The organism is Streptomyces sp. M41 (assembly GCF_043673425.1).
GTDB lineage: Bacteria > Actinomycetota > Actinomycetes > Streptomycetales > Streptomycetaceae > Streptomyces.
Genome location: NZ_JBIMKE010000011.1, coordinates 108,553 through 133,756, shown reverse-complemented (window position 1 = coordinate 133,756; position 25,204 = coordinate 108,553). Strand labels below are relative to the sequence as shown.

The following is a 25,204-nucleotide window of genomic DNA, read 5'->3' as shown; positions in this document are numbered from 1 at the left end:
CGGCACCGCCGGGATGCGCCGGGCTTCGCTCCGGTCTCCCCACCGCCCCCACCGCCCTACGTCCGCGCCGCCGGGCGCCTCAGCAGGGCCCTGATCGGGTGCCAGAGTTCCTGGGTCAGCTCGGTGCCCGGGACCGGGCAGACACCGTTGTCGGGGGCCGTACGCCATATCAGGCCGTCGGGGTGGTGCAGGACCGCCGTGATCTCGTCCGGGGTCGGTGGGGCGGCGTTGCCGCGCAGGTAGACGGCGCGCATGCCCAGGTTGCGGAGCCTGGTCAGGGCTCGGGCGCGGTTCTGGGCGTGGACGAGGACACGGACGCAGCCCGTGCCGTCGGCGGTGGGTCTGGGCAGGTTCAGCGCCACCACCACGCTGCCGGTAGGCAGCTTGCAGAAACCTCCTGCGGCCATGCGGTCACACCCCCGTGCGAATCGGTGTCGAGGTCAGGGTCGGCACCGGCGTCGGCGCCGGTGTCAATAACGGAAGCACAGGGTGCACCTAAACACGATCGGCGGCAACCCCGCCAGGGGGCCACCGCCGATCATGCTCTGACCTGCAAAAACGAGGATTACTTCACCGCGGGACGGACCTCGAGCTCGATCGTGGAGCCGTTCTTGGCCTCCTTGACGATCTTGATCTTGGTGTTGGTGTCAGTGATCTTGACACCGGCCGTCGGGTTCGACGCGTCGTAGTACGTGTTGGTGTGGTCGTTGAAGACCGACACACCGGCACTCGACGGGATCTTGGTCGCCACGTCGGCGTTGTGCAGCCACATGCCGTCGGTGCGGTACTTGCTGAACGGCGAGTCGTAGGCCTGGATGCGGTTGCGCATCAGCGTGCCGTCGGACCACTTCATCGCGGTCGGGTGGGAGTCGATCGGCAGGACCAGACCGGTACCGGGATGCTTGCTGGTGTTGTTGTCCTGCTGGGAGGTGTCCCACTTCCAGATCAACAGACCGTTCTGGTACGCGTAGTGCTCCACCCAGTCCGGAAGGGACTTCGAGAAGCCGAAGTTGTACGGGCCCGTCTTCAGCGTCTTGTCGTACGACACGTACTGACGGTTCTCGGCGATGTAGTACTGCGCGTAGTCGTCCGTGATGGACGCGCCGATGCGCGAGAAGCCCTTCTTCGCCCAAGCGGCGTCCGCGGTCTCGGCGTTGTCCGAGAACACGGCCGTGCCGTCGGCCGTCACGGTGATCTGGTCGGCCGCGAAGCCCTTCTGGGCCACGCCGCCGTCCGTCTGGTAGCGGAAGCGCAGGTCGATCTTCTTGCCGGCGTAGGCGTCGAGCGGGAAGACCAGCTTCTTGAAGGCGCCGGAGGTGCCGTCGAGCGCGGGCTTGCCGCTGGCGTCCTTGCCGATGGCCGCACCGTCGGCGGTACCGTCCACGGCCGTCCAGTTGGCGCCGCCGTCGGTGGACACCTCGGTGTAGAGGTAGTCGTAGCCCGCCTCGATGTCCCACCAGCCGTCGAGCGTCAGGGAGGCGGCGGACTTGCCCGTGAGGTCCACGGAACGGCTCAGCGTGTTGGCGAGGTTGTCGCCGCTGCCGCTCCACCACTGGTTCGCGCCCTGAGCCGGCTCCACGATGGGCGTGGTGACCTTCTTCTTGGGCAGCTCGACCACGAGGGCCTGCTTGTGCTTGGTGTTGTACTCGGCGACGCCGAGCTTGTGCCACGAGGTGGTGCCGGCCTTGGCGGTGTCGTACTTCAGCCAGCCCAGCTGCATCTTGTCCCAGGCGGTCATGTCGCCGGGCAGGTCACCGATCTCGTTCTTGCCGGTGCCGAGCCAGGAACCGGAGGACATCAGGGTCCAGAACCCGGTGGAGTTCTCGCCGCCCTGGGTGTCGTAGTGGTCCGGCAGACCGAGGTCGTGGCCGTACTCGTGGGCGTAGACGCCGAGTCCGCCGTTCTCCGGCTGGACCGTGTAGTCGCCGACCCAGATGCCGGTGTCGCCGATCTTCGCGCCGCCCAGCTTGTTGCCCTCGGGGCCGGTGGCACCGGCGTCGGTGCCGAACGCGTACCAGCGGTGGGCCCAGATCGCGTCCTCGCCCTGGGCGCCGCCGCCCGCGGACTCGTCCTCACCGGCGTGCACGACCTGGAAGTGGTCGATGTAGCCGTCGGACTCGTTGAAGTCGCCGTCGCCGTCGAAGTCGTAGCGGTCCCACTGGTCGAACTGCTTGACGTCCGTCTTGATCTCGGCGTCGGTCTTCCCGGCCGCCTTCTGCTGGGCGACCCACGCGTTCAGACCGTCGCTGACGACGTTCCACACGCTCGGGCAGTTGGTGTCACCGCAGGCGTTGTTGCCGTAGCGGGCCTCGTTGTACGGGACCTTGACCCAGTCCGAGACCTCGCCCTCGACCGAGTACCGGCCGGAGGACTGCTTCTCGTAGTACTTCTTGACCGACTCGGTCTTCTTGCCGGTGCCGAAGTACAGGTCCTCGAAGTGCTTCTGGTTGTAGTCGGCCTTCCAGGCCGTGGAGTTGTCCTTCTTGCGGTCCGGCTTGGCGATCTGGTTGTGCAGCGGCCCGGGGGTGCCGCCGAACTCGCTGACCTTGTCGCCGAACTCGACGAGGATCGTGAAGATCTTGTCGGTCTTCTCGCGGCCCAGCTCGACGTACTTGCTGTCGCCCTTTTTGCTCTTGAGCTTGACGACCTGCGAGCCTTCGCGCTTCGTCACCTTGGCTTTGCCGGATATGACCTGGTTCAGGGCTTCTTCGCGCTGCGCCTCCTGAGTCTTGCTCAGAGGCCCTTCCAGGTCGTGGTCGACGTGAGTGTTCTCCGCCGGGTCGTGCCGCTCCACGGAGGCCTTCGGCGCTCCTTCGTCGGCCTGCGCCACCGCGTAGGTCGAGAAGGTCGCCGCCGCCGTCGCGAGCGCGACGGCGGTAGCCGCCGCTCTGAACGTCCAGGGTCTGCTGGTCACTTGCTTCCTCCCCCGCGTGCGGGCGCGCGGAATGAAGGATCCTGGTCATGGAGGGTCCGCGCGCGCCGATCAACGCGTGTAGTCAAGTGACGACATTTGACTAGAGGTTAACCAGAAAAAACAGACCTTGACTTGGACAGGTCAATTGCATTATGCGGAGTCCATGTTCATTTAGCGAACAACGATCTTTTACCCAACGGGCGCGTTGCGCCGTCCACTTGGTGGACGACATGACTCCGTGCGCCCCCCGTGCACCGGCACTGTTGGTCAGGTCACGCTTACTGTTCGTTCCCCTCGGGCATGGACGCGGTTAGAGTCGGATGGCGGAACGCCCGGACGTCGGCGGAAAGCCAGGCCGAGACCCCCGTGCACCCCTGATTCCGAGGACACGATGATCATGCCTCGTCCGACTGCCGCACAGCTCGCCTACGGCTCGTGCACCGTGATCTTCTCGACGCTCGCCATGCTGCTGCTGTCCCAGACGAGTTCGGGCCCGGGCATCGCGGTCATCGCCGTCGCGGCGCTCCTGCTCGGGCTGCTGGTGGCCATGACGGTGCCCATGCCGAGCAGGTCGCGTGTGGTGGCGGGGCGCACGCCCGCCGACGCGGGCCGGGAACAGTCCGAGGAGCGGGTCCTGACGCAGTCCTGACCGCCGCACCTCAGCTGCCGGCGCTGACCACGACCGTCTTCGCCGCCTTGTCGTGCAGGCCCTGTTTGTAGGGGCGGTCGAAGTAGCTCCAGCCGCCGCAGATGATGGTCCAGACGCAGGCGCAGCAGAAGGCGAACGGAAGCCACAGCACGGCCGCCCGGATCAGCGCGGTCTGCACCGACGGGGTGGCGCCGTTGTCGAGGTTGGCCACCCGCATGTTGAACAGCCTCTTGCCGAGCGTCTGCCCCGATCGGACGGTCATGGCGGTGTCGTAGCCGATGAAGAGCACGGCGGCGACCAGCGACTGCAACAGGCCCCTGCCGTACTCCACCTTGTCGGTGTCCACTTCGTACTCGGTGACCCCGAAGCCCCAGGTGAGCAGCCATACGACGACGCCCACCAGGATCATGTCGATGACGCGCGCCAGCGTGCGCCTGAAGCTGTCGGCGAGAGGGTGCATCCCGGCGAGGGGGTCCGGGGGGCCGCCACCGCCGTACGGGTCACCGCCCCCGTAGGGGCCGCCACCGTAGGGGCCACCGCCGTACGGACCGCCACCACCGTACGGACCGCCGCCGGGGGGAGGTTGGCCCCCGGATGGCGGCTGACCGCCGGGCGGGGGCTCACCCCCGGGTGGTGGCTCACCCCCGGGCGGAGGCCGGCTGCCGTACGGCGGTCCCTCGCCGCCCGGCGAACCCTGGCCGTCCGGCGGCGGGGGCTGCTTCCTGAACGGGTCGTCTTCCGGGGGTTGCTGGCCAGGGCCGGGAGGCGGTTCGCTGCTCATGGCCCGAGTCGACCGCGAACCCCGCGCCTTCGCATCCGGCGCGGGGCCGTCCGGAGTACCGGATCATCCGGGCCGTTCGCAGGACCCGGTCAGCCCGCGACGAACGTACGCGCCGCCTTGTCGTGCCAGCACTGGTGCCACGGCCTGTCGAACAGGCACCACAGCACACCGACGACCCCGATCACGAGCAGCCCGGGAACGCTGTAGACGAGCCAGCGCTTCAGGGCCGCCCCGAACTCCGGGGGCTCGTGGGCCTCGATGTCCCGCACCTCCAGGCCGAGCAGCTTCTTGCCCAGCGTGCGGCCCCACTTGGCGGTGGGCAGGGCCTCGTAGAGGAGACCGGCCACCAGCAGGACGGCGAGGATGATGCCGAAGTACACCGACGTCGTGCCGTCCAGCAGCCAGACGGTGACGGTCTCGCCGGAGAGCTTGGCGGCGTCGATCTTGTCGTTGATGTGGTCGATCGCCTTGGTGCCGAGCGGCACGGCGGCCACCGCGGTGACGGCGGCCAGCACCACCGAGTCCACCAGCCGTGCGGCCAGCCGCTTGCCGAGGTTCGCGGGGCGGGCCGCGGCCTGGCGCAGGGCGGCAGCCGCGAAGGGGTCCTCCCGCACGGGCTTCCAGGGGGCGACCGGCTGGTCGTCGTCGGCCGGCCCGGCGAGCCGGTGGACCTGCTGCGCCCAGGAGGACTGGCCGCCGCCGGGTCCGGAGGTCACGGGCGCGGCGGAACCGGCGGCTGCGGACTGCGCGCCGGCCTGCTGGGGGACGCTCGCAGCGCCCTGCTGCGGCCCCGAGAGGGCGGTGGGGGCAGCGGTACCCGACGGGGCTGCGGACGCGGCCTGAGCGCCCGCCTGGGCCGGTGCCTGGGCCCCCGAGGCACGCTCCGCGGCGGCATTCCCCGCCCCGAAGCCCGGGCCCTGCGGAGCGCCGGCCGCGGAGGGGCGGTTCGCGTCCGGACGCGCGGCGCCCGATCCGGCGGACGCGCCCGTGCTCCCGGACTGCGACCCTGCCGCCCCGCCCTGCTGCGCCGTGCGCGGGGACAGCGCGCGGATGGCCATGGTGCCGTCGACGGGCGCGGAGCCACCGGAGTTCGGGGTGTGCTCGGCGGACCGGCCGCCCTGCTGGGAGCCGGCGGAAGACGCGTCCCCGGACCGCGCCGTGGGCCGGCGCATCATGAACGTGTTTCCGGAGTCGAGGTCGCCCGCGTCGGCGCCGGCGTCCGGGCGGCCGGGCGAGGCGTCGGGCCGGGCCTGGCCGGCGGCGGCACGCGGATCCCTCGGGTCGGTGCCCTGCTGGGCGCCCCAGGAGACGCGGTGGTCCGGGTCGCCGCCGAAACCGGCCTGCCGGGAGGGGTCGGCGCCCCACGCCGAGGCCGGTTCGGGGCGGTTGCCGTGCTGCCCCCCGTCCGGAGCGGGCTGCCCGGCCGGGTCCTCGTCGAAGAAGTGCGGGCCGGTCTCCTCGACCGAGGCCCCCGCGGCGGCCTGGGCGGTCTGGGCGGCCCCCGCCGCGGACCCGCCCTGGCCCGCGCCCGGCGGCGGGCTGAGCGTTTCACCGTCGGTCGGGGCCGGACGGCTGGTGCCCGGCACCCAGGAGACGCCGTTCCAGTACCGGACATATCCAGGAATGGACGGGTCCGGGTAATACCCTTCGCGGGGCCTGTCGTCACCTGGGGCCGGGGTTGGGGCGCTCATGTCCGTCGTCCGGTATCTGCTCGAGGGTCGATTGGGGGCCTCCACATCTATCAGACCGGCGCACCCCGCACCGGCAGTCCCGCGGGACCCGCTCCTTTCCGGGCAACCTCGTACAGGTACTTCACAACAGCGGAAGCGCCCGGAGAACAGGCCCGAAGTACCGGCCGGGGAACGGGCCGAGCCCCGGCCGGGGGCAGGCCCGAAAAAAGTTCCGCGATCCCGCGTAATGGTCCGCCCGCTGCCCCCTCTCCACTCGTACGGGCCCGCTCCGAAGGGCCCGCTCACCTCACGGGAGAGGACAACCACGCCATGCAGTACACCGTCATCGAACGCGAACTGGAGTTGCGGCTCGTCCTGTCGCCGGAGCGCAGCGTCGCCGTCCCGGCCCGGCTGAGCTACCGCAGCGACGATCCGTACGCCGTCCACGTCACCTTCCACGTCACCTCCGAGCAGCCCGTGTACTGGACCTTCTCCCGCGATCTGCTCGTGGAGGGGGTGTTCCGGCCGTCCGGGCACGGGGACGTGCGGGTGTGGCCCACGAAGGTCGAGGGCCGCGACGTCGTGCTGATGGCGCTGAGTTCGCCGGACGGGGACGCCCTGCTTCAGGCGCCCGCGGCCCAGGTATCGGCGTGGCTGGAGCGGACGTTGCGGGTGGTGCCGCCGGGGACGGAGGGCGAGCAGCTGGGGATCGACGACGCGCTCGATCAGCTGCTCGCCCGGTGACGCCCGCGGCGGGGACGGGTCAGAACAGCTTGCCGGGGTTGAGGATGCCCAGCGGGTCGAAGACCTGCTTGATCCCTCGCTGCATCTCGATCCCGACCGGGCCGATCTCGCGCGCCAGCCACTCCTTCTTCAGCACGCCCACACCGTGTTCGCCGGTGATCGTGCCGCCGAGTTCCAGACCGAGGGCCATGATCTCGTCGAAGGACTCGCGGGCGCGCCGGGACTCGTCGGGGTCGGCGGCGTCGAAGCACACGGTCGGGTGGGTGTTCCCGTCGCCCGCGTGCGCGACGACCCCGATGGTGAGCTGGTGCTTCTCGGCGATCCGCTCGACGCCCTCGATCAGATCGCCGAGCCGGGAGCGGGGCACGCACACGTCGTCGATCATCGTCACACCGCGCACCGCCTCCAGCGCGGTGAGAGACAACCGGCGTGCCTGGAGGAGGAGTTCGGACTCGGCGGCGTCGTCCGCCGGGACCACCTGGGTGGCGCCGGCCGCCTCGCACAGGGCGCCCACGGCGGCCAGGTCGGCGCCGGGGTCCGGGGTGTCGAAGGCGGCCAGGAGGAGGGCCTCGGTGGTCTCCGGCAACCCCATGTGCGCGATGTCGTTGACCGCTTTGACGGTCGTACGGTCCATCAGTTCGAGCAGGGACGGGACGTGGCCGCCGGCCATGATCTCGCACACGGCGTCGCAGGCGGCGGCAGCGGAGGCGAACTCGGCGGCCAGGACCAGCTGCCGCGGCGGCTGCGGCTTCAGCGCGAGGACGGCCCGGACGACGATGCCGAGCGAGCCCTCGGAGCCGACGAAGAGGCGGGTCATGTCGTACCCCGCGACGCCCTTGGCGGTACGGCGGCCAGTGGACAGCAGGCGGCCGTCGGCGAGGACGACGTCGAGGCCGAGGACGTACTCGGCGGTCACCCCGTACTTCACACAGCACAGGCCGCCCGAGGCGGTGCCGATGTTGCCGCCGATGGTGCACATCTCCCAGCTGGAGGGGTCCGGCGGGTAGCACAGGCCGTGTTCGCCCACCGCGCGGGAGAGGGTGGCGTTGATGACGCCGGGCTCGACGACGGCGATGCGGTCGACCGGGTTGATCTCCAGGATGCGGTCCATCCTGGTCAGGGACAGCACGATGCAGCCGTCGGTGGCGTTGGCCGCGCCCGACAGGCCCGTGCGGGCGCCCTGCGGGACGACCGGGACGCGCAGTTCGGTGGCGGTGCGCATCACGTGCTGGACCTGTTCCACGGTGCGCGGCAGCACGACGACGGCCGGGGCGCCGGCCGGGCAGAAGCTCGCCATGTCGTTGGCGTAGGAGGCCGTGATGTCGGGGTCGGTCAGGACGGCCTCGGCGGGCAGACCCGCGAGCAGCCGCTCGGTGAGGTCACCCTGGGCCTGGTGGGGTGCGGCTTCGATACGGCTCATGATCACAGCGTGGCACTCGGGGCCATCGGTGTGAACCCCGTGTACGCCGGACGCCGTGCGGCGGGGTGTGGTCGTCGTATTGACGCACAGTGAGCGCCATGGAGAAGAGCGCCACGGACCACAGCGCCGCCGGGAACGACCCCGGGGAGAACGACGAGGACACGCCCGAGCGCCGCCCGCGCATCCGGCGACCGGTGCTGATCGCCTCGGTGGCGGGGTGCGCGGTGCTGGGCGGGCTGCTGGCGCTGCTGCCCTGGGGGTCGGACGACACCGGGCCGGCCGCTCCGGCGCCGGGTGCGCAGGCGCTCACCGCGGTCACCACGGGGGTGCCGGCCGCGCTGCCCGATCTGGCGGTGCTGATCGACGAGCGCGAGGCCCGGCTGCGGACGCATCCCAGGGACGCGGCGTCGTGGGCGGTGCTGGGGGCGGCGTATGTGGAGCAGGGGCGGCGGACCGCCGAGCCGGTGTACTACCCGAAGGCCGAGAAGGCGCTGCGTACCTCGCTGAAGGTGCGGGCGGGCAACGCCGAGGCGCTGAGCGGCATGGCGGCGCTGGCCAACGCGCGACGGGACTTCCGGGCGGCGCAGACCTGGGGCGAGGCGGCACTGAAGGCGGACCGCAAGCGGTGGACGACGTATCCGCCGCTGATCGACGCCTACACGGGGCTGGGCCGGTACAAGGCGGCCGAGCGGACCCTGGACCGGCTGCTGGCGCTGCGCTCCGGGCCCGCCGTGCAGGCGTGGGCGGCGGCCGTGTACCGGGACCGGGGCCGGCGTGAGGACGCGGCGGCTGCGCTGTCCGACGCGGCGGCTGCGGCCGAGGCCCCGGCGGAACGCGCGGCGTATCTCGAGCGCGCGGGTCAGCTCGCCTGGGAGCGCGGCGATCTGGAGGTGGCGCTGCGGCACTTCCAGGAGGCCGTGCGGCTCGACCCCGACCAGCGGGCCGCGCTCGCCGGGCAGGGGCGGGTGCTGGCGGCGATGGGCCGTACGACGGAGGCGCTGAACGCCTACCGGGTGGCTCTGGCCAAGCAGCCGTGCCCCGAGTACGCCCTGGAGCTGGGCGAGTTGTACGAGTCGCTGGGGCTGGGGCAGGCGGCTCGGGTGCAGTACGACCTGCTGCGGGAGCGGGTCGCCGAGGGGGCGGCCGGTGGGGTGGACCAGGAGCTGATCCTGGGCCGCTTCGAGGCGGACCACGGCGACACCCGGTCCGCCGTACGGCGGCTGCGGGCCGAGTGGCGGCGCCAGCCGGGGATCGCCGTGGCCGACGCGCTGGGCTGGGCGCTGCATCGGGCGGGGCAGCACAAGGAGGCGCTGAAGTTCGCCAGGGTGGCGACGGACAAGGCTCGCGGGGGTGCGGTGCGCAGTGCCGTGTACGCCTATCACCGGGGGATGATCGAGCGGGAACTGGAGATGGCGGGGCCGGCCCGGCGGCATCTTCAGGAGGCCCTGCGGATCAACCCGCACTTCTCCCCCACGCGGGCGCCGGCTGCCGAGACGGCGTTGCGGGAACTGGGCGAGCCGTCGGTGGAGGACGTACCGGACATGGAGGCGGAGGCGGAGGACGCGAAGCCGAAGGGCGCGAAGCCGGAAGGCGCGAAGCCCGAGGGTGCCGAGGCGGAGGTCGCGAAGCCGGCGCGGAGGTGAGGTCGGTGGGGAGGTGAGGTCGGTGCGGGTGCGCGGTCCGCGTCCTCGCAGCGCCGACGGGCCGGGCCGTCGCCGACCGGCCGGCTCGCGCCTTCAGACCACCGCGGTGCCGATCAATGCGTTGCGCGGCACCAGGCCGGCCAGCTCCTCCTCGCTCATGTCCTCCGTTCCCGCCGGGCGGCGGGGCAGGACCAGATAGCGGGTCTCGGCGCTGGAGTCCCAGACCGTGATCCGTACGTCGGCCGGCAGCTCCAGCCCGAACTCACCGAGCACGGCGCGGGGTTCACGGACCACGCGGGAGCGGTAGGCCTCGGACTTGTACCAGCTGGGGGACGGGCCGAGGAGGCGCAGGGGGTAGCAGGAGCAGAGGGTGCAGACGACGACGTTATGGGTCGTGGCGGTGTTCTCGACCACGCGCAGCCGCTGGTAGGAGCCCTCCATGTAGCCGAGTTCCCGCACGGCCGCCGTCCCGTCCCGCAGCAGGCGCTCCTTGAACGCCTCGTCCGTCCAGGCCCGTGCGACGACCCGCGCCCCGTTCGCCGGGGACGACTCGGCGAGGAACGCGTCGATCGCCTCGTCCACCCGCTCGCCCGGGAGCAGGCCCTTGTCCTCCAGCAGGGTCTCCAGCCGCCGTACGCGCCGCGCGATCGCCGCGTCGTCGTGGTGGTCACCGCTCATGGTCACGGTCCTCTTCCAGATAGCTTTCCCAAAGGTCCAGTACGACGTGATGGTCCCCGGCGCCCCACAGGTCACGGGCCTCGAAGCGGACCGCGTAGATCTGCTCGACCGGCGCGCCGGCACTGCCCTGCGCGCTGACGTCGGCCAGTTCGGCCGGCCCCTCCGGTTCGACCACCACGCCTCGCTTGCCGCGCGCGTACCGCGGCAGCCGGGTGTGGTGCGGCGGGTCGTGGTGGAAGGTGCGCACGCGGGTGCCGGGCGGGAAACGGTCGGTCATCGGGGGCGTCCTACGATCGTCCCGCTCACTTTGCTCACTTTGCTCACCTTGCGCACTTCGCTCACCGCGCTCACCGCACCCGGTCATCCGGCTCAGCCTGTTCGGTGGGCTCGTCGAGTTCCCCCGGCGCGAGCACACCCTTGCGCTCCAGCAGCGTGCAGATCGCGGTGAACCAGCGTTCGTAGTACGACGCCGCCAGATACTCCGCGGGCGGCATCGACTCGATCGCCTCCCGGAACTCGTTCGTGTTGAAGACGCCCTGTGCGCGCAGGGCGTTGAGGAGACCGACGACCCGCGCCTCCCAGTCCGCGTGGAAGGGCTCCGTGTCGTCGGTGGTGTCGATGGGGCCGAAACCCTGGACACCGCCGACGTCGTTGATCCTGGCCATGGAGTGAGCTTATGGCGCCGGGCTCAGGACGCGCGCGGCTTGAAGTAGATCGAGAACCTGCGCTTGCCCACCTCCCCCGACCCGAGCCCCAGGCACAGTCTGCCCCCGGCTCCGTGGCGGACGGCGAGGCCCTCCGGTTCGCGGTGGTCGAGGGAGTGGCCCGCCTCGGTGCGCCGGCGCTCGCGCAGCTCTCCGGTGCGGATGTCGAGGCAGGAGAGGTGGATGTTGCCGCGCCGGGCGGGCGGGTTGGTCCTGGCGTCGTACGCGGACCCGGCCAGCTGGTAGATGTGGTCGCCGGCCAGGGCGTACCCCTGGAACGGGATCCCCGGATCGGGATGCGCACCGGTCTGCGGGAAGTCGGCGATCGGGGCGGAGTAGTCGCGGGCGACGAACGCGTCCAGGTCCCAGACCCGGTAGCGGGGCTCGCCGTCGACGCGGTGGCGCACGGCGATGCGGTGCGAGGCCATGCAGACCGAGGGCTGATTGGAGGTCGAACCCGGCACGGGGTGGCGGACCTTGACGTCGGCGCGGGTGCGGACGGCGCCGTCGAAGAAGCGGAACCGGGTGACGCCCCTGCCGTAGCCGTTCCTGGCGTCGGCCTCGGTCCAGATCCACACGGTGCCGTCGGAGGCGTGCTGCACGCCCATGCCGACCCCGTGTCCGAAGCCGCGCAGATACATGTGGCCCAGCCGCTTGCCGCGCAGGTCGAGCCGGTTGAGGCACAGGTCGCCGGCCGCGCCGCCGCCCCGGCGCAGCTGAAGGACGTACAGGTGCTGGTGGACCTCGTCGAAGGCGAACGACTGGAGGAGCGTGGGCTCCTTGAGGGTGTCCTTGCGCCACAGCCAGCGTTCGGCCGGTGCCGTCAGGTCGAAGCGGTCGGTCACTGCGGCCTCCCCCGCTCGTGCGGGCGCCCCCGTGGCGCCCGCACGAGTGGAGATACCCGGCCCGGCGGTGGCTCAGAGGTTGCCGCGCTTGGCCTGTTCCCGCTCGATCGCCTCGAAGAGGGCCTTGAAGTTGCCCTTGCCGAAGCCCATCGAGCCGTGCCGCTCGATGATCTCGAAGAAGACGGTCGGACGGTCCTGGACCGGCTTGGTGAAGATCTGGAGCAGATAGCCGTCCTCGTCGCGGTCCGCGAGGATCTTCAGCTCGCGCAGGGTCTCGATGGGCACGCGGGTGTCACCGACCCACTCGCCGAGGGTGTCGTAGTACGAGTCCGGGGTGTCGAGGAACTGGACGCCGGCCGCGCGCATCGTGCGGACCGTCGCCACGATGTCGCCTGTGTTCAGCGCGATGTGCTGGACGCCGGCACCGCCGTAGAACTCCAGGTACTCGTCGATCTGGGACTTCTTCTTGGCGATGGCCGGCTCGTTGATCGGGAACTTGACCTTGAGCGTGCCGTCGGCCACGACCTTCGACATCAGCGCGCTGTACTCGGTCGCGATGTCGTCGCCCACGAACTCCTTCATGTTCGTGAAGCCCATGACCTTGTTGTAGAAGCCGACCCATTCGTTCATCCGGCCGAGCTCGACGTTGCCGACGCAGTGATCGATGGCCTGGAAGGTGCGCTGGGCGGGCGGTTCGACCATCGGCGCGGCGGCGACATAGCCGGGCAGGTACGGGCCGTCGTAGCCGCTGCGCTCGACGAGGGTGTGGCGGGTCTCGCCGTATGTGGCGATGGCGGCCAGCACGACGGTCCCGTGCTCGTCCTTCAGTTCGTACGGCTCGGCGACCGAGCTCGCGCCGTGCTCGAGGGCGTAGGCGTACGCGGCACGCGCGTCCGGGACCTCGATGGCGAGGTCGACGACGCCGTCGCCGTGCTCGGCCACGTGCTGGGCGAGGAAGTGGCCCCAGGGGGTGGCGGGCTTGATGACGGACGTGAGGACGAAACGGGCGGAGCCGTTCTCCAGCACGTAGCTCGCGGTCTCGCGGCTGCCGTTCTCCGGTCCGGAGTACGCGACGAGGCGCATGCCGAAGGCGGTCGAGTAGTAGTGCGCCGCCTGCTTGGCGTTGCCCACGGCGAAGACGACCGCGTCCATTCCCTTGACCGGGAAGGGGTCGGCCTGCCGGGCGGTGTCGGGAGTGTGGTGTGTGGTCTGCGTCATAGGCGCAGCCTCGCCCGGCACGGCAAGGTGCGCAATAGTTCGTGCATCTGCTGGGCAATCTGTTTAGTACTGAGCCCATGATCGCGAGCTTTCTGTACAGGATGACCACTGCGCAGAGGGAGTGGAGAGGGAGTGACGAGGGAGCGAAGAGGGAGAAGGGACGGGCTGTAGTGGCGATCGATCATCTGGACGGGCGCATCATCGTGCTGCTGGCGCGGGAACCGCGGATCGGGGTGCTGGAGATGTCCCGGCGGCTGGGGGTGGCGCGCGGGACGGTGCAGGCGCGGCTGGACCGGCTTCAGTCGAACGGAGTCATCCGTGGATTCGGTCCCGAGGTCGACCCGGCCGCGCTCGGGTATCCGGTCACCGCCTTCGCCACGCTCCAGATCAGACAGGGGCAAGGGGCCGACGTACGGGCCCACTTGGCGACCGTGCCGGAGGTGCTCGAACTGCTCACGACCACCGGGAGCGGGGACATGCTGTGCCGCCTCGTGGCGCGTTCCAACGCCGATCTTCAGCGTGTGATCGACCGGGTTGTCGGTTTCGATGGGATCGTCCGGGCCTCCACCGCGATCGTGATGGAGAACCCCGTGCCGCTGCGGATCATCCCGTTGGTGGAGCAGGCGGCCGAGGACCGGGAGAGGACGACCTAGCGGACCGGTGAGCGGGGTGAGCGTTGGTGAGCTTCTGGGAGTACCTGGGCAACCGCCACCAGCAGCTGCTCACCGACGCCTGGCAGCATGCGAGCGCCGTCTTCCAGTGCATGGTCGTGGCGACCCTGCTGGGCGTGGCGATCGGTGTCGCGACGTATCAGAGCGAGTGGGCCGGCAACCTCGCCACGCTGTCCACCTCGACCATTCTGACCGTTCCGTCCCTCGCCATGATCGGTCTGCTCATCCCGATCGTGGGGCTCGGTGTGGCGCCCACGGTGATCACCTTGACGCTGTACGGGCTGCTGCCGGTCGTACGCAACTCCATCGTCGGGCTGCGCGGGGTCGATCCGGCCCTGGTGGACGCGGCCCGCGGCATCGGCATGTCGCGTCTGGCCCGGCTGCTGCGGGTGGAGCTGCCGCTGGCCTGGCCGCCGATCCTGACCGGGATCCGGGTCGCCACGCAGATGCTGATGGGCATCGCGGCGATCGCGGCGTACGCCTCCGGGCCGGGCCTGGGCAATGTGATCTTCCGCGGGCTCGCCTCGCTGGGCAGCGCGAACGCGCTCAACCAGGTGCTCGCGGGCACGGTCGGGATCATCATCCTGGCGCTGCTGTTCGACGCCGCGTACGTCCTGGTCGGACGGCTGACCATTCCGAGGGGGATCCGTGTCTGACAGCGGCGGCAGCGGTGGGCCCACGGGCGGCGACGAGCGCAGGGGCGACGGTGGGGCCGAGGGCGAGGCCGGGAGCGGGCGCGGCGCCGGGGGCGGAGGCGGCGGAGGCGGAGGCGGAGGCGGAGGCGGCGACACCGGTGCTCCGGCCGGGCATCACGGTGCTTCCATCGAGCTGGAGAACCTGACCAAGCGGTACCCGGGCAATCCGCAGCCGGCCGTGGACAACGTGAGCATGGAGATCAAGGCGGGCGAAGTGGTCGTCTTCGTCGGCCCCTCCGGTTGCGGCAAGTCCACCACGCTCAAGATGATCAACCGGCTGATCGAGCCGACCGGCGGCCGTATCCGCATCGGCGGCGAGGACGTCACGGACATCGACCCGGTGAAGCTGCGCCGCAAGGTCGGGTACGCGATCCAGTCCGCCGGCCTCTTCCCGCACATGACGGTCGCGCAGAACATCGCTCTCGTGCCGAAGATGATCGGCTGGCCGAAGGGGCGGATCAGCGCGCGGGTCGAGGAGCTGCTCGACCTGGTGGGCCTGGACCCGGGCGAGTTCCACGGCCGCTACCCGCGCCAGCTCTCCGGCGGCCAGCAGCAACGCGTCGGCGTGGCGCGGGCGTTGGCGGCGGACCCCCCGGTGCTGCTGATGGACGAACCGTTCGGGGCGGTCGACCCGATCACCCGTGATCATCTCCAGGACGAGTTGATCAGACTCCAGCATGAGCTGCACAAGACGATCGTCTTCGTCACGCACGACTTCGACGAGGCGATCAAGCTCGGTGACCGTATCGCCGTGTTGCGCGAACGGTCGCACATCGCTCAGTTCGACACCCCGGAGGCCATCCTCACCAACCCGGCGGACGACTTCGTATCGGGATTCGTGGGCGCCGGCGCGGCACTGAAGCGGCTGAACCTGACCCGTGTCAGGGATGTGGAGATCACCGACTATCCGACGGCGACCGTCGACGACCCGCTCCAGGAGATCTTCAACCGGCTGCGGGCGAGCGGCACGAACGAGCTGCTGTTGCTCGACCCCCGTGGCCGGCCCTACAAGTGGCTGCGGCGCGGCGACATGATGCGGGCCAAGGGTTCGCTGGCGCGGGCGGGCACGCTCGTCCACGACACGGTGACCAGGGACGCGACCCTGCGGGACGCGCTGGAGGCCGTGCTGACGGACAACGCGGGCCGTGTCCCGGTGACCGGGCGGCGCGGTGAGTACACCGGCGTCGTCGACATGGAGACGCTGATGAACTCCGTGCACGAGCTGCTGGAGGCGGACCGGCTGGAGGCGCTGGAGGCCCAGCACGAGCTGGAGGTCTCCCGGAGCGAGCGCACACACGCGGAGCAGGAGGGCGACGGAGGGGAGAGGAAGGCGTGAGCACTCCCGAGGCCCCCGACCGGCCCCCCGGCCCGGACGAGCACGACGAGGATGCGGCGGAGGCCGCGGCCGAGGCGAAAGTGGCCGACGCGGCGGCGGCCGAGGCCCCGGCTCCGGTCAAGCCCCCTGCGCGGCGGGTGAGTTGGCAGAAGCTGACCTTCGTGCCCGCCTGCCTGGTCGTCCTGCTGCTGGTGACGTTCCTGTGGTTCCAGCAGGCCGACCTGGACCCGGTGTCCGAGAACGCGCTGTCCGACGGTCAGGTCTCGCAGGCCCTGTGGGAGCACATCGAACTCACGGCGATCTCCACCTTCTTCGTGCTGATCATCGCGATCCCGCTGGGGATCCTGCTCACCCGGCGGGCGTTCCGGAAAGCGACCCCGGTGGCCATGGCGTTCGCCAACATGGGCCAGGCGACCCCGGCGATCGGACTGCTCGCCCTGCTGGTGATCTGGCTGGGCATCGGCCGCCGCGCCGCCCTGATCGGCATGATCATCTACGCCGTGCTGCCCGTGCTGTCCAACACGATCGCCGGGCTCAAGGCGAACGACCCGACCGTGCTGGAGGCGGCACGCGGCATCGGCATGTCACCGACGGGAGTGCTGAGCCGGGTGGAGCTGCCGCTGGCCGTGCCGCTGATCCTGGCGGGCGTGCGGACGGCGCTGGTGCTCAACGTCGGCACCGCGACCCTGGCCGTGTTCGGCGGGGGCGGCGGGCTGGGCGTGCTGATCACGGCCGGCATCACCAACCAGCGCATGCCGGTGCTGGTGCTGGGCTCGATCCTCACGGTCGCCCTCGCCCTGCTGGTGGACTGGCTGGCGTCGCTGGCCGAAGTACTGCTGCGGCCGAGGGGGTTGGAGACATGAGGGGGCGACGCCGTACGGCCCTCGCCGCGGCAGGTCTGCTGTTGACGCTGGCCCCCGGCTGCGGCCTGACCAGCGGCTCCCCCATGGCCGACGACGTCCGGCCCGGGACGATCGGCCGCGGTGAGCCGCTCGAGGGCGCCCGTCTGACGGTGACGTCGAAGTCGTTCACCGAGCAGCTCATCCTCGGCTCGATCATGGGCATCGCCTTCCAGGCGGCCGGCGCGGAGGTCCTCGACCGCACCGGTATCCAGGGCTCCATCGGCAGCCGCGAGGCGGTGGTCAAGGGCGAGGCGGACGCCGGGTACGAGTACACGGGCACGGCCTGGATCACGTATCTGGGCCACAGCGAGCCGATCCCCGACCCGCACGCCCAGTGGGAGGCGGTGCGCAAGGCCGACGCGAAGAACGGGGTGACCTGGCTGGAGCCGTCCGCGCTGAACAACACCTATGCCCTGGCGATGAACCAGGCGAACCACAAGAAGTACCGCACGAACACGCTGTCCCAGGTGGCCGCGCTGTCCAGGTCCGACCCCGGCGCGGTGACGCTGTGCGTGGAGGTCGAGTTCGCCAACCGGGCGGACGGGCTGCGCGGCATGGAGAAGGAATACGGGATGCGCATCCCGACGGGGAACGTCACGCAGATGGACACCGGGATCATCTACACCCAGACGGCGAAGGGCAGCTGCGTCTACGGCGAGGTCTACACGACGGACGGCCGCATCAAGTCGATGAACCTCGTGGTGATGGACGACGACAAGAGGTTCTTCCCCAACTACAACGCCGCCCCGATGATCAACACCAAGACCCTGCAAAGGTGGCCGGCGATCCCGGAGATCCTCGACCCCATCAGCAGAAAACTGAACAACTCCGTGGCCCAGGACCTCAACGCGAAGGTGGATGTGGACGGGGAGGACCCGCATCAGGTGGCGCTGGACTGGATGAAGGAGGAGGGGTTCGTGCGCTAGCCGGCGCGCAGAGCGCGAGCCGCGGCCTCGAGACCCAGTTCCAAAGAATTCGTTGCAAAGACTTCTTTGCATAGGTACCTTCGTACACATGCCGGAAGAGCACCTCGTACGGAAACTGGATGCCCGTTCGCTGCGCGGCCTGGCGCACCCTCTGCGGATGGAACTGCTCGACGCGCTACGGCGGCATGGCCCCGCCACCGCTTCGATGCTCGCCGAGCGGCTGGGTGAGTCCAGCGGGGCCACCAGCTATCACCTCAGGCAGCTAGCCGAGCACGGCTTCATCGAGGACGCGCCCGAGCATGGCAAGGGGCGGGAGCGCTGGTGGCAGGCGGTCAAGCAAAACATCAGCATGGGTGAGTCCCTGCTCCGGGACGAGGATCCGGCCGTTCGCGGGGCAGCCGACACATTCCTGTACGAGATGGCGGCCACGCATGGCCGCGAGCTGTCGACGCTGATGGCCACGCGCCATGACTGGCTCCCGAAATGGGGGGATCACGCCATGGACGTGAGCGACTGGAACCTACGCCTGACACCAGCGCTCGCTCGCGAACTGATCGGCAGAATGCACGAGTTGCTCAGGGAGTACGACAACTCCGAGGTCGCTGACGACGACCCCGACGCGGAGCAGGTCCGCATCCACACGCACGTCTTCCCCATCGCCACGGACCGAAAGGGGTCCCAGTGATCACCCCGGAAACCCATCTCGCCCTGCATCGGCTCCGAGCCGCCGATCTCCAGGCCCAGGCCGCGGCCCATCGGCTCGTTCTCCGGGCCAAGGGCGACCGTGACCTGCGTATACGGCTCGGCTGGACGCTGGTGGAAGTCGGGCTTCGCCTCGTCACCCCCAAGCCGCCGCTACCGGCGCACTAGGGGGTGTTTCGAAAGTCTCGTGCGGTGCCCGCGGTGTCCGGTGCGTGCCCTCGGCGTGCCGGACGAAGGCCCTCGTACTGGACGTACTTGGGCCTTTGGCCGGTGCGGCGAGGGTGCGTGCCGGGCGCCGTGGGTGCTGTGCGGGACTTTCGAAACACCCCCTAGCAGCTCGGAACCGCGCCCTCCCCCGAGTCCAGTGACTTCAGGGCGTTCACCGTGGCCTTCAGGGTCGTCACCGGGATCAGGCGTAGGCCCTTGGGGAGTTCTGCTTTCGCGTCGGCGCACTCCGCCTTCGGTACCAGGAAGACAGTGGCCCCGTCCCGCCTGGCCGCCTGTGTCTTCAGGGACACGCCCCCGACCGCGCCGACCTTGCCGGCGGCGTCGATCGTGCCGGTGCCGGCGATGTTGCGGCCACCGGTGAGGTCGCCGCCGGAGCCGTCGCCCTTCAGCTTGTCGATGATGCCGAGGGAGAACAGCAGACCGGCGCTGGGCCCGCCGACGTCCGCGAGCTTCAGGGAGACGTCGATGTCCTTGTCGTTCAGGTTCAGGTAGTTCAGCGCGGCCTCGGTCGCGGCGTCCTGGGACTCCTGCATCTGCTCCGAGTTGTACTGCTGGATCTCCTGTGTGCTGCGTCCGCTCGGATAGACCGAGTCGCGCGGCATGACCGCCTGGTCCGTGCTGAACCAGGCGTCGATCACATCGCCGAGCCGGACGTCGGTGTCGGGCGACGTCGCCGTGATGGTGGTCATGCGCAGCTGGCCACTGGTGTCACGGGTCGGCGCACCGGAGATCGTGATCACCGGCTCGCCCTTGTTCTCGCCGAGCACGTTCGCCGTCAGACCGGGCTGCGTCAGTGAGAACGGCAGCGGCGCGAAGGCCGCCGTGGCGAGCAGGGCCACGAACGGCACGGCACAGACGGCGGCGGCCCGGGGGCGTGTGAGGCGAGAGAGCACGGGATCAATCTAACGTGACGGCGATTTCCGAATTCCGACCCGGTCCAGGTCGCGGCTGCCCAGGGTGCCCGACTCAGGTCACGTACAGGTCTCGCCGTGTCGACCCGCTTCGAGTCTCACGCGGCGGCCTCCGGGCGGGTGAGGGTGTACCAGCCGTCCCGGGACATCCCGGTCGCGGTGAATCCGTCGGCGAAGGCCTTGGTGAACACCTCGCGCACGGCCCGTCGCCAGCGCAGCCCCAGCTCGGGGTCCGCGGCCCGCAACGCCACGATGTCGTCCGGCACCCGGCACCATATGTGCCGGTCGTCGAGGTCACGGCGGGCCAGCGGGGCGCCGTCGGGGGCGGTGTGCGTGGCGGGGGCGGCATCGCGGCCGACCGTGCCGTCCGGCGGGCCGGACGACCGCAGGGACGGTGCGAGTTCCCAGGTCACCGCCAGCCGGTCGCTCTCGTCGCCGTCGTTGACGCCGTCGGCCATGGGGCCGTAGAAGTCGACGATGTACTCGGTGCCCTCGCCGCCCAGCTTGATCAGGTTGAAGCGGGCGTTCCGGCCGACCAGCGGATCGAAGGTCCAGCGCATGGTGCGCGCCCCGTGTTCCAGCGCCCACACCCGCTGGGCCTGCTTCACCTGGTAGCCGAGGCCCCGCTCGGCCGCGGTCAGCAGCGAGTACGTCTCTCTCGACGCGGGTGGCCCGAACACCGCTACGGACGCCCCGACCAGCCGCGGCCCGTCGTGCGCGGCATGCACGGCGCCGCCCGCATGGGCGAGGCTGTTCAGCGTCTCGGACAGCAGGGGCGGTGCGCTGCGCGGTGTGTTCCACACGTCACTGAAGTAGTCGGCGACGGCCGCGAATCCGGCGACGTCATGGACGGTGCGGATGCTCAGTGAGGTCATGAGTCGAGTGTCGGAGGCGGCGAGGGCCCTGCCTAGGGCGCACACCGGAACGCAGCCGCGGATCGGACACGCTCAGCGATCGCAGAGGCTCAGTCGATCAGACACGTTCAGTTGATCGGGCAGGCTCAGGTGATCAGACACGGTCAGCCGATCGGACAGGCTCGACCGATCGGACACGCTCAGCGCAGCGCCTCCGCGACCTCCCGGGCCGCGTCCACCACCCGCGGACCCACCCGCTCCGGGACAGCGTCGGCCAGCATCACCACGCCCACGCTGCCCTCGACCCCGGTGACCCCGATCAGCGGTGCGGCGGCCCCGCTCGCCCCGGCCTCCAACTCCCCGTGGGTCAGGGTGTACCCGGGCTCCTCCATCGGCTGCCGACGGGCGGCGAGTATCGCCCGGCCCGCCGCACCGCGGTCCAGCGGGTGCCGGAACCCGGCCCGGTAGGCCACGTGATAGTCCGTCCAGGTCGGCTCGACGACGGCGACGGCCAGCGCCTCCGTACCGTCCACCAGGGTCAGATGAGCGGTGGCGCCTATGTCCTCGGCGAGCGAGCGCAGCGCCGGCAGCGCGGCCTCCCGTACCAGCGGATGCACCTGCCGGCCAAGGCGCAGCACGCCGAGCCCGACCCGGGCGCGACCGCCCAGGTCACGGCGGACGAGGGCGTGCTGTTCGAGCGTGGCGAGCAGCCGGTACACGACGGTCCGGTTCACGCCCAGTTTGTTGGAAAGCTCGGTGACGGTCAGCCCATGGTCCGTATCGGCCAGCAGCTTGAGGACACGCAGTCCTCGGTCGAGCGTCTGAGAGGTCTCCGCGGTCACGACGCCCACTCCTTAGTGGTGAGGTCGACGGCCTCATCGCGGCAGATGCGTCACCGAGTCCCGTTCGGCGACGCGCGTCAGAGGCCGCCGATCGGCCGGCGGCCCGGTGAGTCCGGACCGCGTCGCTTCACGGCTGCGCTCCGCGGCGGCGCTGCCACGGGGCGTATGCGTAGGCGGACATTAGCGAAGCCGGTTCGCTGAGCGGAAGGCTCCGTCCAGAATCCGGGCAACGGGCGGTACGACCCACTCCCCTTTGCCCCGATAGATACGGCGCGAGCGGGGCCTCGACCGGCGCGTGGCGCCGTCCGGGCGCCGGGACCCGCGCAGGGGGCGTCACGGCACCGACGTCACGACACCGGCGTCACCGCATACGGGTGGCCCACTCCTGCACCTTGGCGATGCGCTGCTTGAGCTGCCCGGCCGTCGCCTCCGCGCTCGGCGGGCCGCCGCACACGCGCCGCAGCTCGGTGTGGATGACCCCGTGCGGCTTGCCGCTCTGGTGGACGTATGCGCCGACCATGGTGTTGAGCTGCTTGCGCAGCTCCATCATCTCCTTGTGCGAGACGACGGGCCGCCGTTCCGCGGGCAGCTCCAGCAGGTCCGCCTCCTCGGCCGGCTTCTTGCGGCTGTGCGCGATCTGCCGGGCCTGGCGCTTCTGGAGCAGCAGCTGCACCTGCTCGGGTTCGAGCAGTCCCGGAATCCCGAGGTAGTCCTGCTCCTCCTCGCTGCCGGGGTGGGCCTGCATGCCGAACTCGGCGCCGTCGTAGAGGACCCGGTCGAAGACGGCGTCGGACTCCAGCGCCTCGAAGGGCAGCATGTCCTGCTCGCCGGTGTCCTCGTCCTGCTCCTTGTTCGCCTCCTCCATCTCTTTCTCGGACTCGGCGTAGGGGTCCTCCTCGCCCTCCTTCTTCGGCTTGTCGAGGGCGTGGTCGCGCTCGACCTCCATCTCGTTGGCGAAGGTGAGCAGGTCGGGGATGGTCGGCAGGAAGACGGACGCGGTCTCGCCGCGCCGCCGGGACCGTACGAAGCGGCCGACGGCCTGGGCGAAGAAGAGGGGCGTGGAGATGGTGGTGGCGTACACCCCGACCGCCAGCCGCGGCACGTCGACACCCTCGGAGACCATCCGGACGGCGACCATCCACCGGTCGGTGCTGCCGCTGAACTCGTCGATACGGCTGGAGGCCCCGGCGTCGTCGGAGAGGACGAGGGTCGCCTTGTTGCCGGTGATCTCGCGGATGAGCTTGGCGTAGGCGCGCGCGGAGTCCTGGTCGGAGGCGATGACGAGGGCGCCCGCGTCCGGGATGGCCTTCCTGACCTCGGTCAGCCGCTGGTCCGCGGCGCGCAGCACACTGGGCATCCACTCGCCGCGCGGATCGAGGGCGGTGCGCCATGCCTGGCTGACGGCGTCCTTGGTCATCGGCTCGCCCAGCCGGGCGGCGATCTCGTCGCCCGCCTTGGTCCGCCAGCGCATGTTGCCGCTGTAGGAGAGGAAGATGACGGGCCGCACGACGCCGTCGGTGAGCGCGGATCCGTAGCCGTAGGTGTAGTCGGCGGCCGAGCGCCGGATACCGGCGTTGTCCTCCTCGTACGTGACGAAGGGGATGGGGTTGGTGTCGGACCGGAAGGGCGTACCGGTGAGGGCGAGCCGTCGGGTGGCGGGCTCGAACGCCTCCAGGCACGCCTCGCCCCAGGACTTGGAGTCGCCTGCGTGGTGGATCTCGTCGAGGATGACGAGCGTCTTGCGCTGCTCCACGCGGTTGCGGTGCAGCATGGGCCGCACGCCGACGCCCGCGTAGGTCACGGCGACGCCCTGGTAGTCCTTGCCGAGTGGTCCGGCGCTGTACTCGGGGTCGAGCTTGATGCCTATCCGCGCCGCCGCCTCCGCCCACTGCTTCTTCAGATGCTCGGTCGGCGCGACCACCGTGACCTGCTGCACGACGTGGTGGTGCAGCAGCCAGGAGGCGAGCGTCAGGGCGAAGGTCGTCTTTCCGGCGCCGGGCGTGGCGACCGCGAGGAAGTCACGCGGCTGCTCCTGGATGTACTTCTCCATCGCCCCCTGCTGCCAGGCACGCAGCTTGCTGGCGGTGCCCCAGGGGGCGCGGCCGGGGAAGGCGGGGGAAAGGTGGTGCGAGGAGGAGGCGGCGGTGGTAGTCACGGTCTCCGTTAAGGGTCGGGCTCGGCTACGTATGACAACCGGGCCACCCTACCGGCGGCCCCGCGGTGCCGACGCGCGGACCAGGCCGGGTGACCCGAGGGTGGGACCGACGTCACAACCGCCGCAGCCGAGTGGTCACCCAAGCCCCCACCAACGCCACCCCCGCCATCGGCAGGAACACCGCCGCGAACGCCGCCGGATGGGACCCCGCGCCGGACGCCTCCGTGGCCGCGTGGCTCACCGTGCCGCCGCCCAGCGCGGCGAACGCGGCGCCGCCCGCGGCCAGCAGCACCACGTTGGACAAGCCGTCGGAGATCTGGAGGGCGGCCGAGTTGCTGCCTGCCTCCCCGGGAGGGGAGAGGTGAAGCAGGAGCACGCTGGTGGAGGAGATCACCAGCCCCATCCCGAGGCAGCCGAACGCCCAGGCGACGGCCACGGTCCAGGCCGGCACGGAGTCGATCAGCACGCTCGGGGCGCCGGCGATCGCGGCTGCCACCAGCAGCATCCCGAGCGTCATCAGGCGTTCCCGGTACGGCTCCACACGCGGCCGGGACTGCACCCACGACCCCAGCGCCCAGGTCGCGCCGCCCGCCGCGAGCGAGAAACCGGCGAGCGTCGGCGACAGTCCCCGCTGGGTGACCAGCATGAGCGGCACGAAGGACTCGGCGGCGATGAAGGACCCCGCGGCGACCCCGCGCAGCAGCACCACGGACGGCAGCCCCCGCGCCGCCCGGTATGTGCCGCGCGGGAGCAGCCCGAGCACGGCCGGTACGAGGAGCGCGGCGCCGAGGGCGCCGGGGAGGAGGGAGAGCGGGCGCAGGTCCTGGGCGGCGTACTGCAGCAGCCCCGCGCCGAGGGAGATGCCGAGGGCGAGCCGGATGCGGCGCCGGTCGAAGGAGGCGGGTCGGACGGAGTCGTCGACCGGCCCGCCCGCGCGGCGGCGTATCTGCGGCAGCGCGAGTGCGAGCGGGAGGAGGACGAGCACCGGTATCCCGACGAACACCCAGCGCCAGCCCAGATGTTCGGTCACCGCGCCGGAGGCGAGCGGCCCCACGATCGACGGCACGATCCAGCTCGCCGCGAACGCCGCCATGATTCCCGGCCGCAGCCGCTCGGGGTAGGCCCGGCCGACGACGACGTACAACGCGACGATGACCAGCCCTCCGCCGAGGCCCTGCACGGCCCGCCCGAGGATGAACACCCACATGACCCCGGCCGTCCCGGCGAGCAGCAGCCCGGCCCCGAAGGCGGCGATCCCCGTGCTCAGCGCACCCAACGGCCCCCGCCGGTCCGACCACTGGCCCGACAGCACCATCCCGAACAGGCTGGTGGTGAAGTACCCCGAGAACGCGAAGGCGTAGAGCGAGACCCCGTCCAGCTCCCGCGCGGCGACGGGCATGGCCGTGCCCACGGCGGTCGCCTCGAACGCGATGAGCAGCACGACGGAGACGATCCCGACACTGAGGGCCCGGTAGGACCGGCCCCATACGGTGTCCTCGGTCGCGGGCTGTGAGGGGGCGTCGGACGTCTTCGCGACGTCGACGTCGGCGTCGGCGTCCGTGTCGGCGTCGCGCGGCTCGAGGGCAGTCATGCCCGCCAGCGTAAGGGCCGCAACCGCCGTTGACCCCTGTCGGGAGACGGCCCCGCGCTGGGACCTTGGTCCTACGACCGCCGGGCGTTCACGGCGGAGGAGCGGGCACCTGTTCTCCCCCACGT

Annotated in this window: 25 protein-coding genes; 10 read left to right on the top strand and 15 right to left on the bottom strand. The window is 70.8% G+C overall.

Features of this window, described 5'->3' with window-relative positions; all coding sequences use genetic code 11:
• Window positions 1-56: 56 nt before the first annotated feature.
• Window positions 57-407, bottom strand: coding sequence for a hypothetical protein (locus ACHBTE_RS16680; protein ID WP_394724649.1), 351 nt, complete (start codon window positions 405-407; stop codon window positions 57-59).
• A 158-nt stretch (window positions 408-565) separates the two neighbouring features.
• On the bottom strand, window positions 566-2,914 hold the full coding sequence (locus ACHBTE_RS16675; RefSeq protein WP_394724647.1) for an immune inhibitor A domain-containing protein: 2,349 nt from the start codon (window positions 2,912-2,914) through the stop codon (window positions 566-568).
• Between the two features lie 391 nt (window positions 2,915-3,305).
• Here ACHBTE_RS16675 and ACHBTE_RS16670 point away from each other — a divergent pair, with 391 nt between their 5' ends.
• Window positions 3,306-3,563 carry a hypothetical protein gene (locus ACHBTE_RS16670; protein WP_394724646.1) on the top strand — a complete coding sequence of 86 codons (258 nt, stop codon included), beginning with the start codon at window positions 3,306-3,308 and terminating at the stop codon, window positions 3,561-3,563.
• A gap of 10 nt (window positions 3,564-3,573) precedes the next feature.
• On the opposite strand, the gene ACHBTE_RS16665 is transcribed toward ACHBTE_RS16670, so the two are convergent.
• Both ACHBTE_RS16665 and ACHBTE_RS16660 read right to left on the bottom strand, forming a co-directional pair.
• Window positions 3,574-4,344 carry an RDD family protein gene (locus ACHBTE_RS16665; protein ID WP_394724645.1) on the bottom strand — a complete coding sequence of 257 codons (771 nt, stop codon included), beginning with the start codon at window positions 4,342-4,344 and terminating at the stop codon, window positions 3,574-3,576.
• 89 nt (window positions 4,345-4,433) lie between these two features.
• Window positions 4,434-6,035: an RDD family protein gene (locus tag ACHBTE_RS16660; RefSeq protein ID WP_394724644.1), complete on the bottom strand. Its 1,602-nt coding sequence runs from the start codon at window positions 6,033-6,035 to the stop codon at window positions 4,434-4,436.
• Window positions 6,036-6,344: 309 nt separating this feature from the next.
• On the opposite strand from ACHBTE_RS16660, the gene ACHBTE_RS16655 reads away from it, so the two are divergent.
• Entirely contained in the window at window positions 6,345-6,758 is a 414-nt protein-coding gene (locus ACHBTE_RS16655; RefSeq protein ID WP_394724643.1) for an SsgA family sporulation/cell division regulator, read from the top strand.
• A gap of 19 nt (window positions 6,759-6,777) precedes the next feature.
• On the opposite strand, the gene ACHBTE_RS16650 is transcribed toward ACHBTE_RS16655, so the two are convergent.
• Window positions 6,778-8,184, bottom strand: a complete 1,407-nt coding sequence (locus ACHBTE_RS16650; protein WP_394724641.1) for an FAD-binding oxidoreductase — start codon at window positions 8,182-8,184, stop codon at window positions 6,778-6,780.
• A gap of 92 nt (window positions 8,185-8,276) precedes the next feature.
• Between ACHBTE_RS16650 and ACHBTE_RS16645 the strand changes: the two genes are divergently transcribed.
• A complete protein-coding gene (locus ACHBTE_RS16645; RefSeq protein WP_394724640.1) occupies window positions 8,277-9,821 on the top strand; it encodes a tetratricopeptide repeat protein in 1,545 nt (514 codons plus the stop codon).
• A 93-nt stretch (window positions 9,822-9,914) separates the two neighbouring features.
• Here ACHBTE_RS16645 and nthA read toward each other — a convergent pair whose 3' ends face one another.
• From nthA to hppD, 5 genes are all read right to left on the bottom strand, one after another.
• Window positions 9,915-10,499, bottom strand: a complete 585-nt coding sequence (nthA, locus tag ACHBTE_RS16640) for a nitrile hydratase subunit alpha (protein ID WP_394724639.1) — start codon at window positions 10,497-10,499, stop codon at window positions 9,915-9,917.
• Window positions 10,489-10,776: an SH3-like domain-containing protein gene (locus ACHBTE_RS16635; RefSeq protein WP_394724638.1), complete on the bottom strand. Its 288-nt coding sequence runs from the start codon at window positions 10,774-10,776 to the stop codon at window positions 10,489-10,491. Before ACHBTE_RS16635 ends, nthA begins: the two co-directional genes overlap by 11 nt.
• Window positions 10,777-10,846: 70 nt before the next feature.
• Window positions 10,847-11,164 (bottom strand): hypothetical protein, encoded by a 318-nt coding sequence (locus ACHBTE_RS16630; protein WP_394724637.1) that lies wholly within the window; start codon window positions 11,162-11,164, stop codon window positions 10,847-10,849.
• A gap of 23 nt (window positions 11,165-11,187) precedes the next feature.
• Window positions 11,188-12,048, bottom strand: a complete 861-nt coding sequence (locus ACHBTE_RS16625; protein ID WP_394724636.1) for a Teichoic acid biosynthesis protein C (Precursor) — start codon at window positions 12,046-12,048, stop codon at window positions 11,188-11,190.
• Between the two features lie 72 nt (window positions 12,049-12,120).
• Window positions 12,121-13,266: a 4-hydroxyphenylpyruvate dioxygenase gene (hppD, locus tag ACHBTE_RS16620; RefSeq protein WP_394724635.1), complete on the bottom strand. Its 1,146-nt coding sequence runs from the start codon at window positions 13,264-13,266 to the stop codon at window positions 12,121-12,123.
• 170 nt (window positions 13,267-13,436) lie between these two features.
• Here hppD and ACHBTE_RS16615 point away from each other — a divergent pair, with 170 nt between their 5' ends.
• The 7 genes from ACHBTE_RS16615 (at window position 13,437) to ACHBTE_RS16585 (ending at window position 18,666) form a co-directional block, all read left to right on the top strand.
• Entirely contained in the window at window positions 13,437-13,919 is a 483-nt protein-coding gene (locus tag ACHBTE_RS16615) for an Lrp/AsnC family transcriptional regulator (RefSeq protein WP_394724633.1), read from the top strand.
• Window positions 13,920-13,945: 26 nt separating this feature from the next.
• Window positions 13,946-14,593 carry an ABC transporter permease gene (locus tag ACHBTE_RS16610; protein WP_394724632.1) on the top strand — a complete coding sequence of 216 codons (648 nt, stop codon included), beginning with the start codon at window positions 13,946-13,948 and terminating at the stop codon, window positions 14,591-14,593.
• A 166-nt stretch (window positions 14,594-14,759) separates the two neighbouring features.
• Window positions 14,760-15,968 (top strand): betaine/proline/choline family ABC transporter ATP-binding protein, encoded by a 1,209-nt coding sequence (locus tag ACHBTE_RS16605; RefSeq protein ID WP_394724726.1) that lies wholly within the window; start codon window positions 14,760-14,762, stop codon window positions 15,966-15,968.
• 80 nt (window positions 15,969-16,048) lie between these two features.
• Window positions 16,049-16,831 (top strand): ABC transporter permease, encoded by a 783-nt coding sequence (locus ACHBTE_RS16600; protein WP_394724725.1) that lies wholly within the window; start codon window positions 16,049-16,051, stop codon window positions 16,829-16,831.
• The gene (locus ACHBTE_RS16595) at window positions 16,828-17,796 is read left to right on the top strand and encodes a glycine betaine ABC transporter substrate-binding protein (protein WP_394724631.1); all 969 of its coding nucleotides are present in this window, start codon (window positions 16,828-16,830) and stop codon (window positions 17,794-17,796) included. The genes ACHBTE_RS16600 and ACHBTE_RS16595 overlap by 4 nt, the downstream gene beginning before the upstream one ends.
• An 88-nt stretch (window positions 17,797-17,884) precedes the next feature.
• Window positions 17,885-18,481 carry an ArsR/SmtB family transcription factor gene (locus ACHBTE_RS16590; protein ID WP_394724630.1) on the top strand — a complete coding sequence of 199 codons (597 nt, stop codon included), beginning with the start codon at window positions 17,885-17,887 and terminating at the stop codon, window positions 18,479-18,481.
• Entirely contained in the window at window positions 18,481-18,666 is a 186-nt protein-coding gene (locus tag ACHBTE_RS16585; RefSeq protein WP_394724724.1) for a hypothetical protein, read from the top strand. The genes ACHBTE_RS16590 and ACHBTE_RS16585 overlap by 1 nt, the downstream gene beginning before the upstream one ends.
• A 161-nt stretch (window positions 18,667-18,827) precedes the next feature.
• Here ACHBTE_RS16585 and ACHBTE_RS16580 read toward each other — a convergent pair whose 3' ends face one another.
• The 5 genes from ACHBTE_RS16580 to ACHBTE_RS16560 all read right to left on the bottom strand — a co-directional run bounded on the left by ACHBTE_RS16580 (window position 18,828) and on the right by ACHBTE_RS16560 (window position 25,079).
• Window positions 18,828-19,619, bottom strand: coding sequence for a PDZ domain-containing protein (locus tag ACHBTE_RS16580; protein WP_394724629.1), 792 nt, complete (start codon window positions 19,617-19,619; stop codon window positions 18,828-18,830).
• 116 nt (window positions 19,620-19,735) lie between these two features.
• A complete protein-coding gene (locus ACHBTE_RS16575) occupies window positions 19,736-20,512 on the bottom strand; it encodes a chorismate synthase (protein WP_394724628.1) in 777 nt (258 codons plus the stop codon).
• A 179-nt stretch (window positions 20,513-20,691) separates the two neighbouring features.
• The gene (locus ACHBTE_RS16570) at window positions 20,692-21,333 is read right to left on the bottom strand and encodes an IclR family transcriptional regulator (protein WP_394724626.1); all 642 of its coding nucleotides are present in this window, start codon (window positions 21,331-21,333) and stop codon (window positions 20,692-20,694) included.
• Between the two features lie 361 nt (window positions 21,334-21,694).
• On the bottom strand, window positions 21,695-23,488 hold the full coding sequence (locus ACHBTE_RS16565; protein WP_394724625.1) for a DEAD/DEAH box helicase: 1,794 nt from the start codon (window positions 23,486-23,488) through the stop codon (window positions 21,695-21,697).
• 112 nt (window positions 23,489-23,600) lie between these two features.
• Window positions 23,601-25,079, bottom strand: coding sequence for an MFS transporter (locus ACHBTE_RS16560; RefSeq protein ID WP_394724624.1), 1,479 nt, complete (start codon window positions 25,077-25,079; stop codon window positions 23,601-23,603).
• Between the last annotated feature and the right edge of the window lie 125 nt (window positions 25,080-25,204).

Bases quoted from the DNA above. Each gene is read 5' to 3' on its own strand.
- ACHBTE_RS16665 (WP_394724645.1), bottom strand. From the start codon at position 4,344: ATGAGCAGCGAACCGCCTCCCGGCCCTGGCCAGCAACCCCCGGAAGAC.
- ACHBTE_RS16655 (WP_394724643.1), top strand. From the start codon at position 6,345: ATGCAGTACACCGTCATCGAACGCGAACTGGAGTTGCGGCTCGTCCTG.
- nthA (WP_394724639.1), bottom strand. From the start codon at position 10,499: ATGAGCGGTGACCACCACGACGACGCGGCGATCGCGCGGCGCGTACGG.
- ACHBTE_RS16630 (WP_394724637.1), bottom strand. From the start codon at position 11,164: ATGGCCAGGATCAACGACGTCGGCGGTGTCCAGGGTTTCGGCCCCATC.
- ACHBTE_RS16670 (WP_394724646.1), top strand. From the start codon at position 3,306: ATGATCATGCCTCGTCCGACTGCCGCACAGCTCGCCTACGGCTCGTGC.
- ACHBTE_RS16635 (WP_394724638.1), bottom strand. From the start codon at position 10,776: ATGACCGACCGTTTCCCGCCCGGCACCCGCGTGCGCACCTTCCACCAC.
- ACHBTE_RS16590 (WP_394724630.1), top strand. From the start codon at position 17,885: ATGCCGGAAGAGCACCTCGTACGGAAACTGGATGCCCGTTCGCTGCGC.
- ACHBTE_RS16560 (WP_394724624.1), bottom strand. From the start codon at position 25,079: ATGACTGCCCTCGAGCCGCGCGACGCCGACACGGACGCCGACGCCGAC.
- hppD (WP_394724635.1), bottom strand. From the start codon at position 13,266: ATGACGCAGACCACACACCACACTCCCGACACCGCCCGGCAGGCCGAC.
- ACHBTE_RS16660 (WP_394724644.1), bottom strand. From the start codon at position 6,035: ATGAGCGCCCCAACCCCGGCCCCAGGTGACGACAGGCCCCGCGAAGGG.
- ACHBTE_RS16575 (WP_394724628.1), bottom strand. From the start codon at position 20,512: ATGACCTCACTGAGCATCCGCACCGTCCATGACGTCGCCGGATTCGCG.
- ACHBTE_RS16680 (WP_394724649.1), bottom strand. From the start codon at position 407: ATGGCCGCAGGAGGTTTCTGCAAGCTGCCTACCGGCAGCGTGGTGGTG.
- ACHBTE_RS16595 (WP_394724631.1), top strand. From the start codon at position 16,828: ATGAGGGGGCGACGCCGTACGGCCCTCGCCGCGGCAGGTCTGCTGTTG.
- ACHBTE_RS16645 (WP_394724640.1), top strand. From the start codon at position 8,277: ATGGAGAAGAGCGCCACGGACCACAGCGCCGCCGGGAACGACCCCGGG.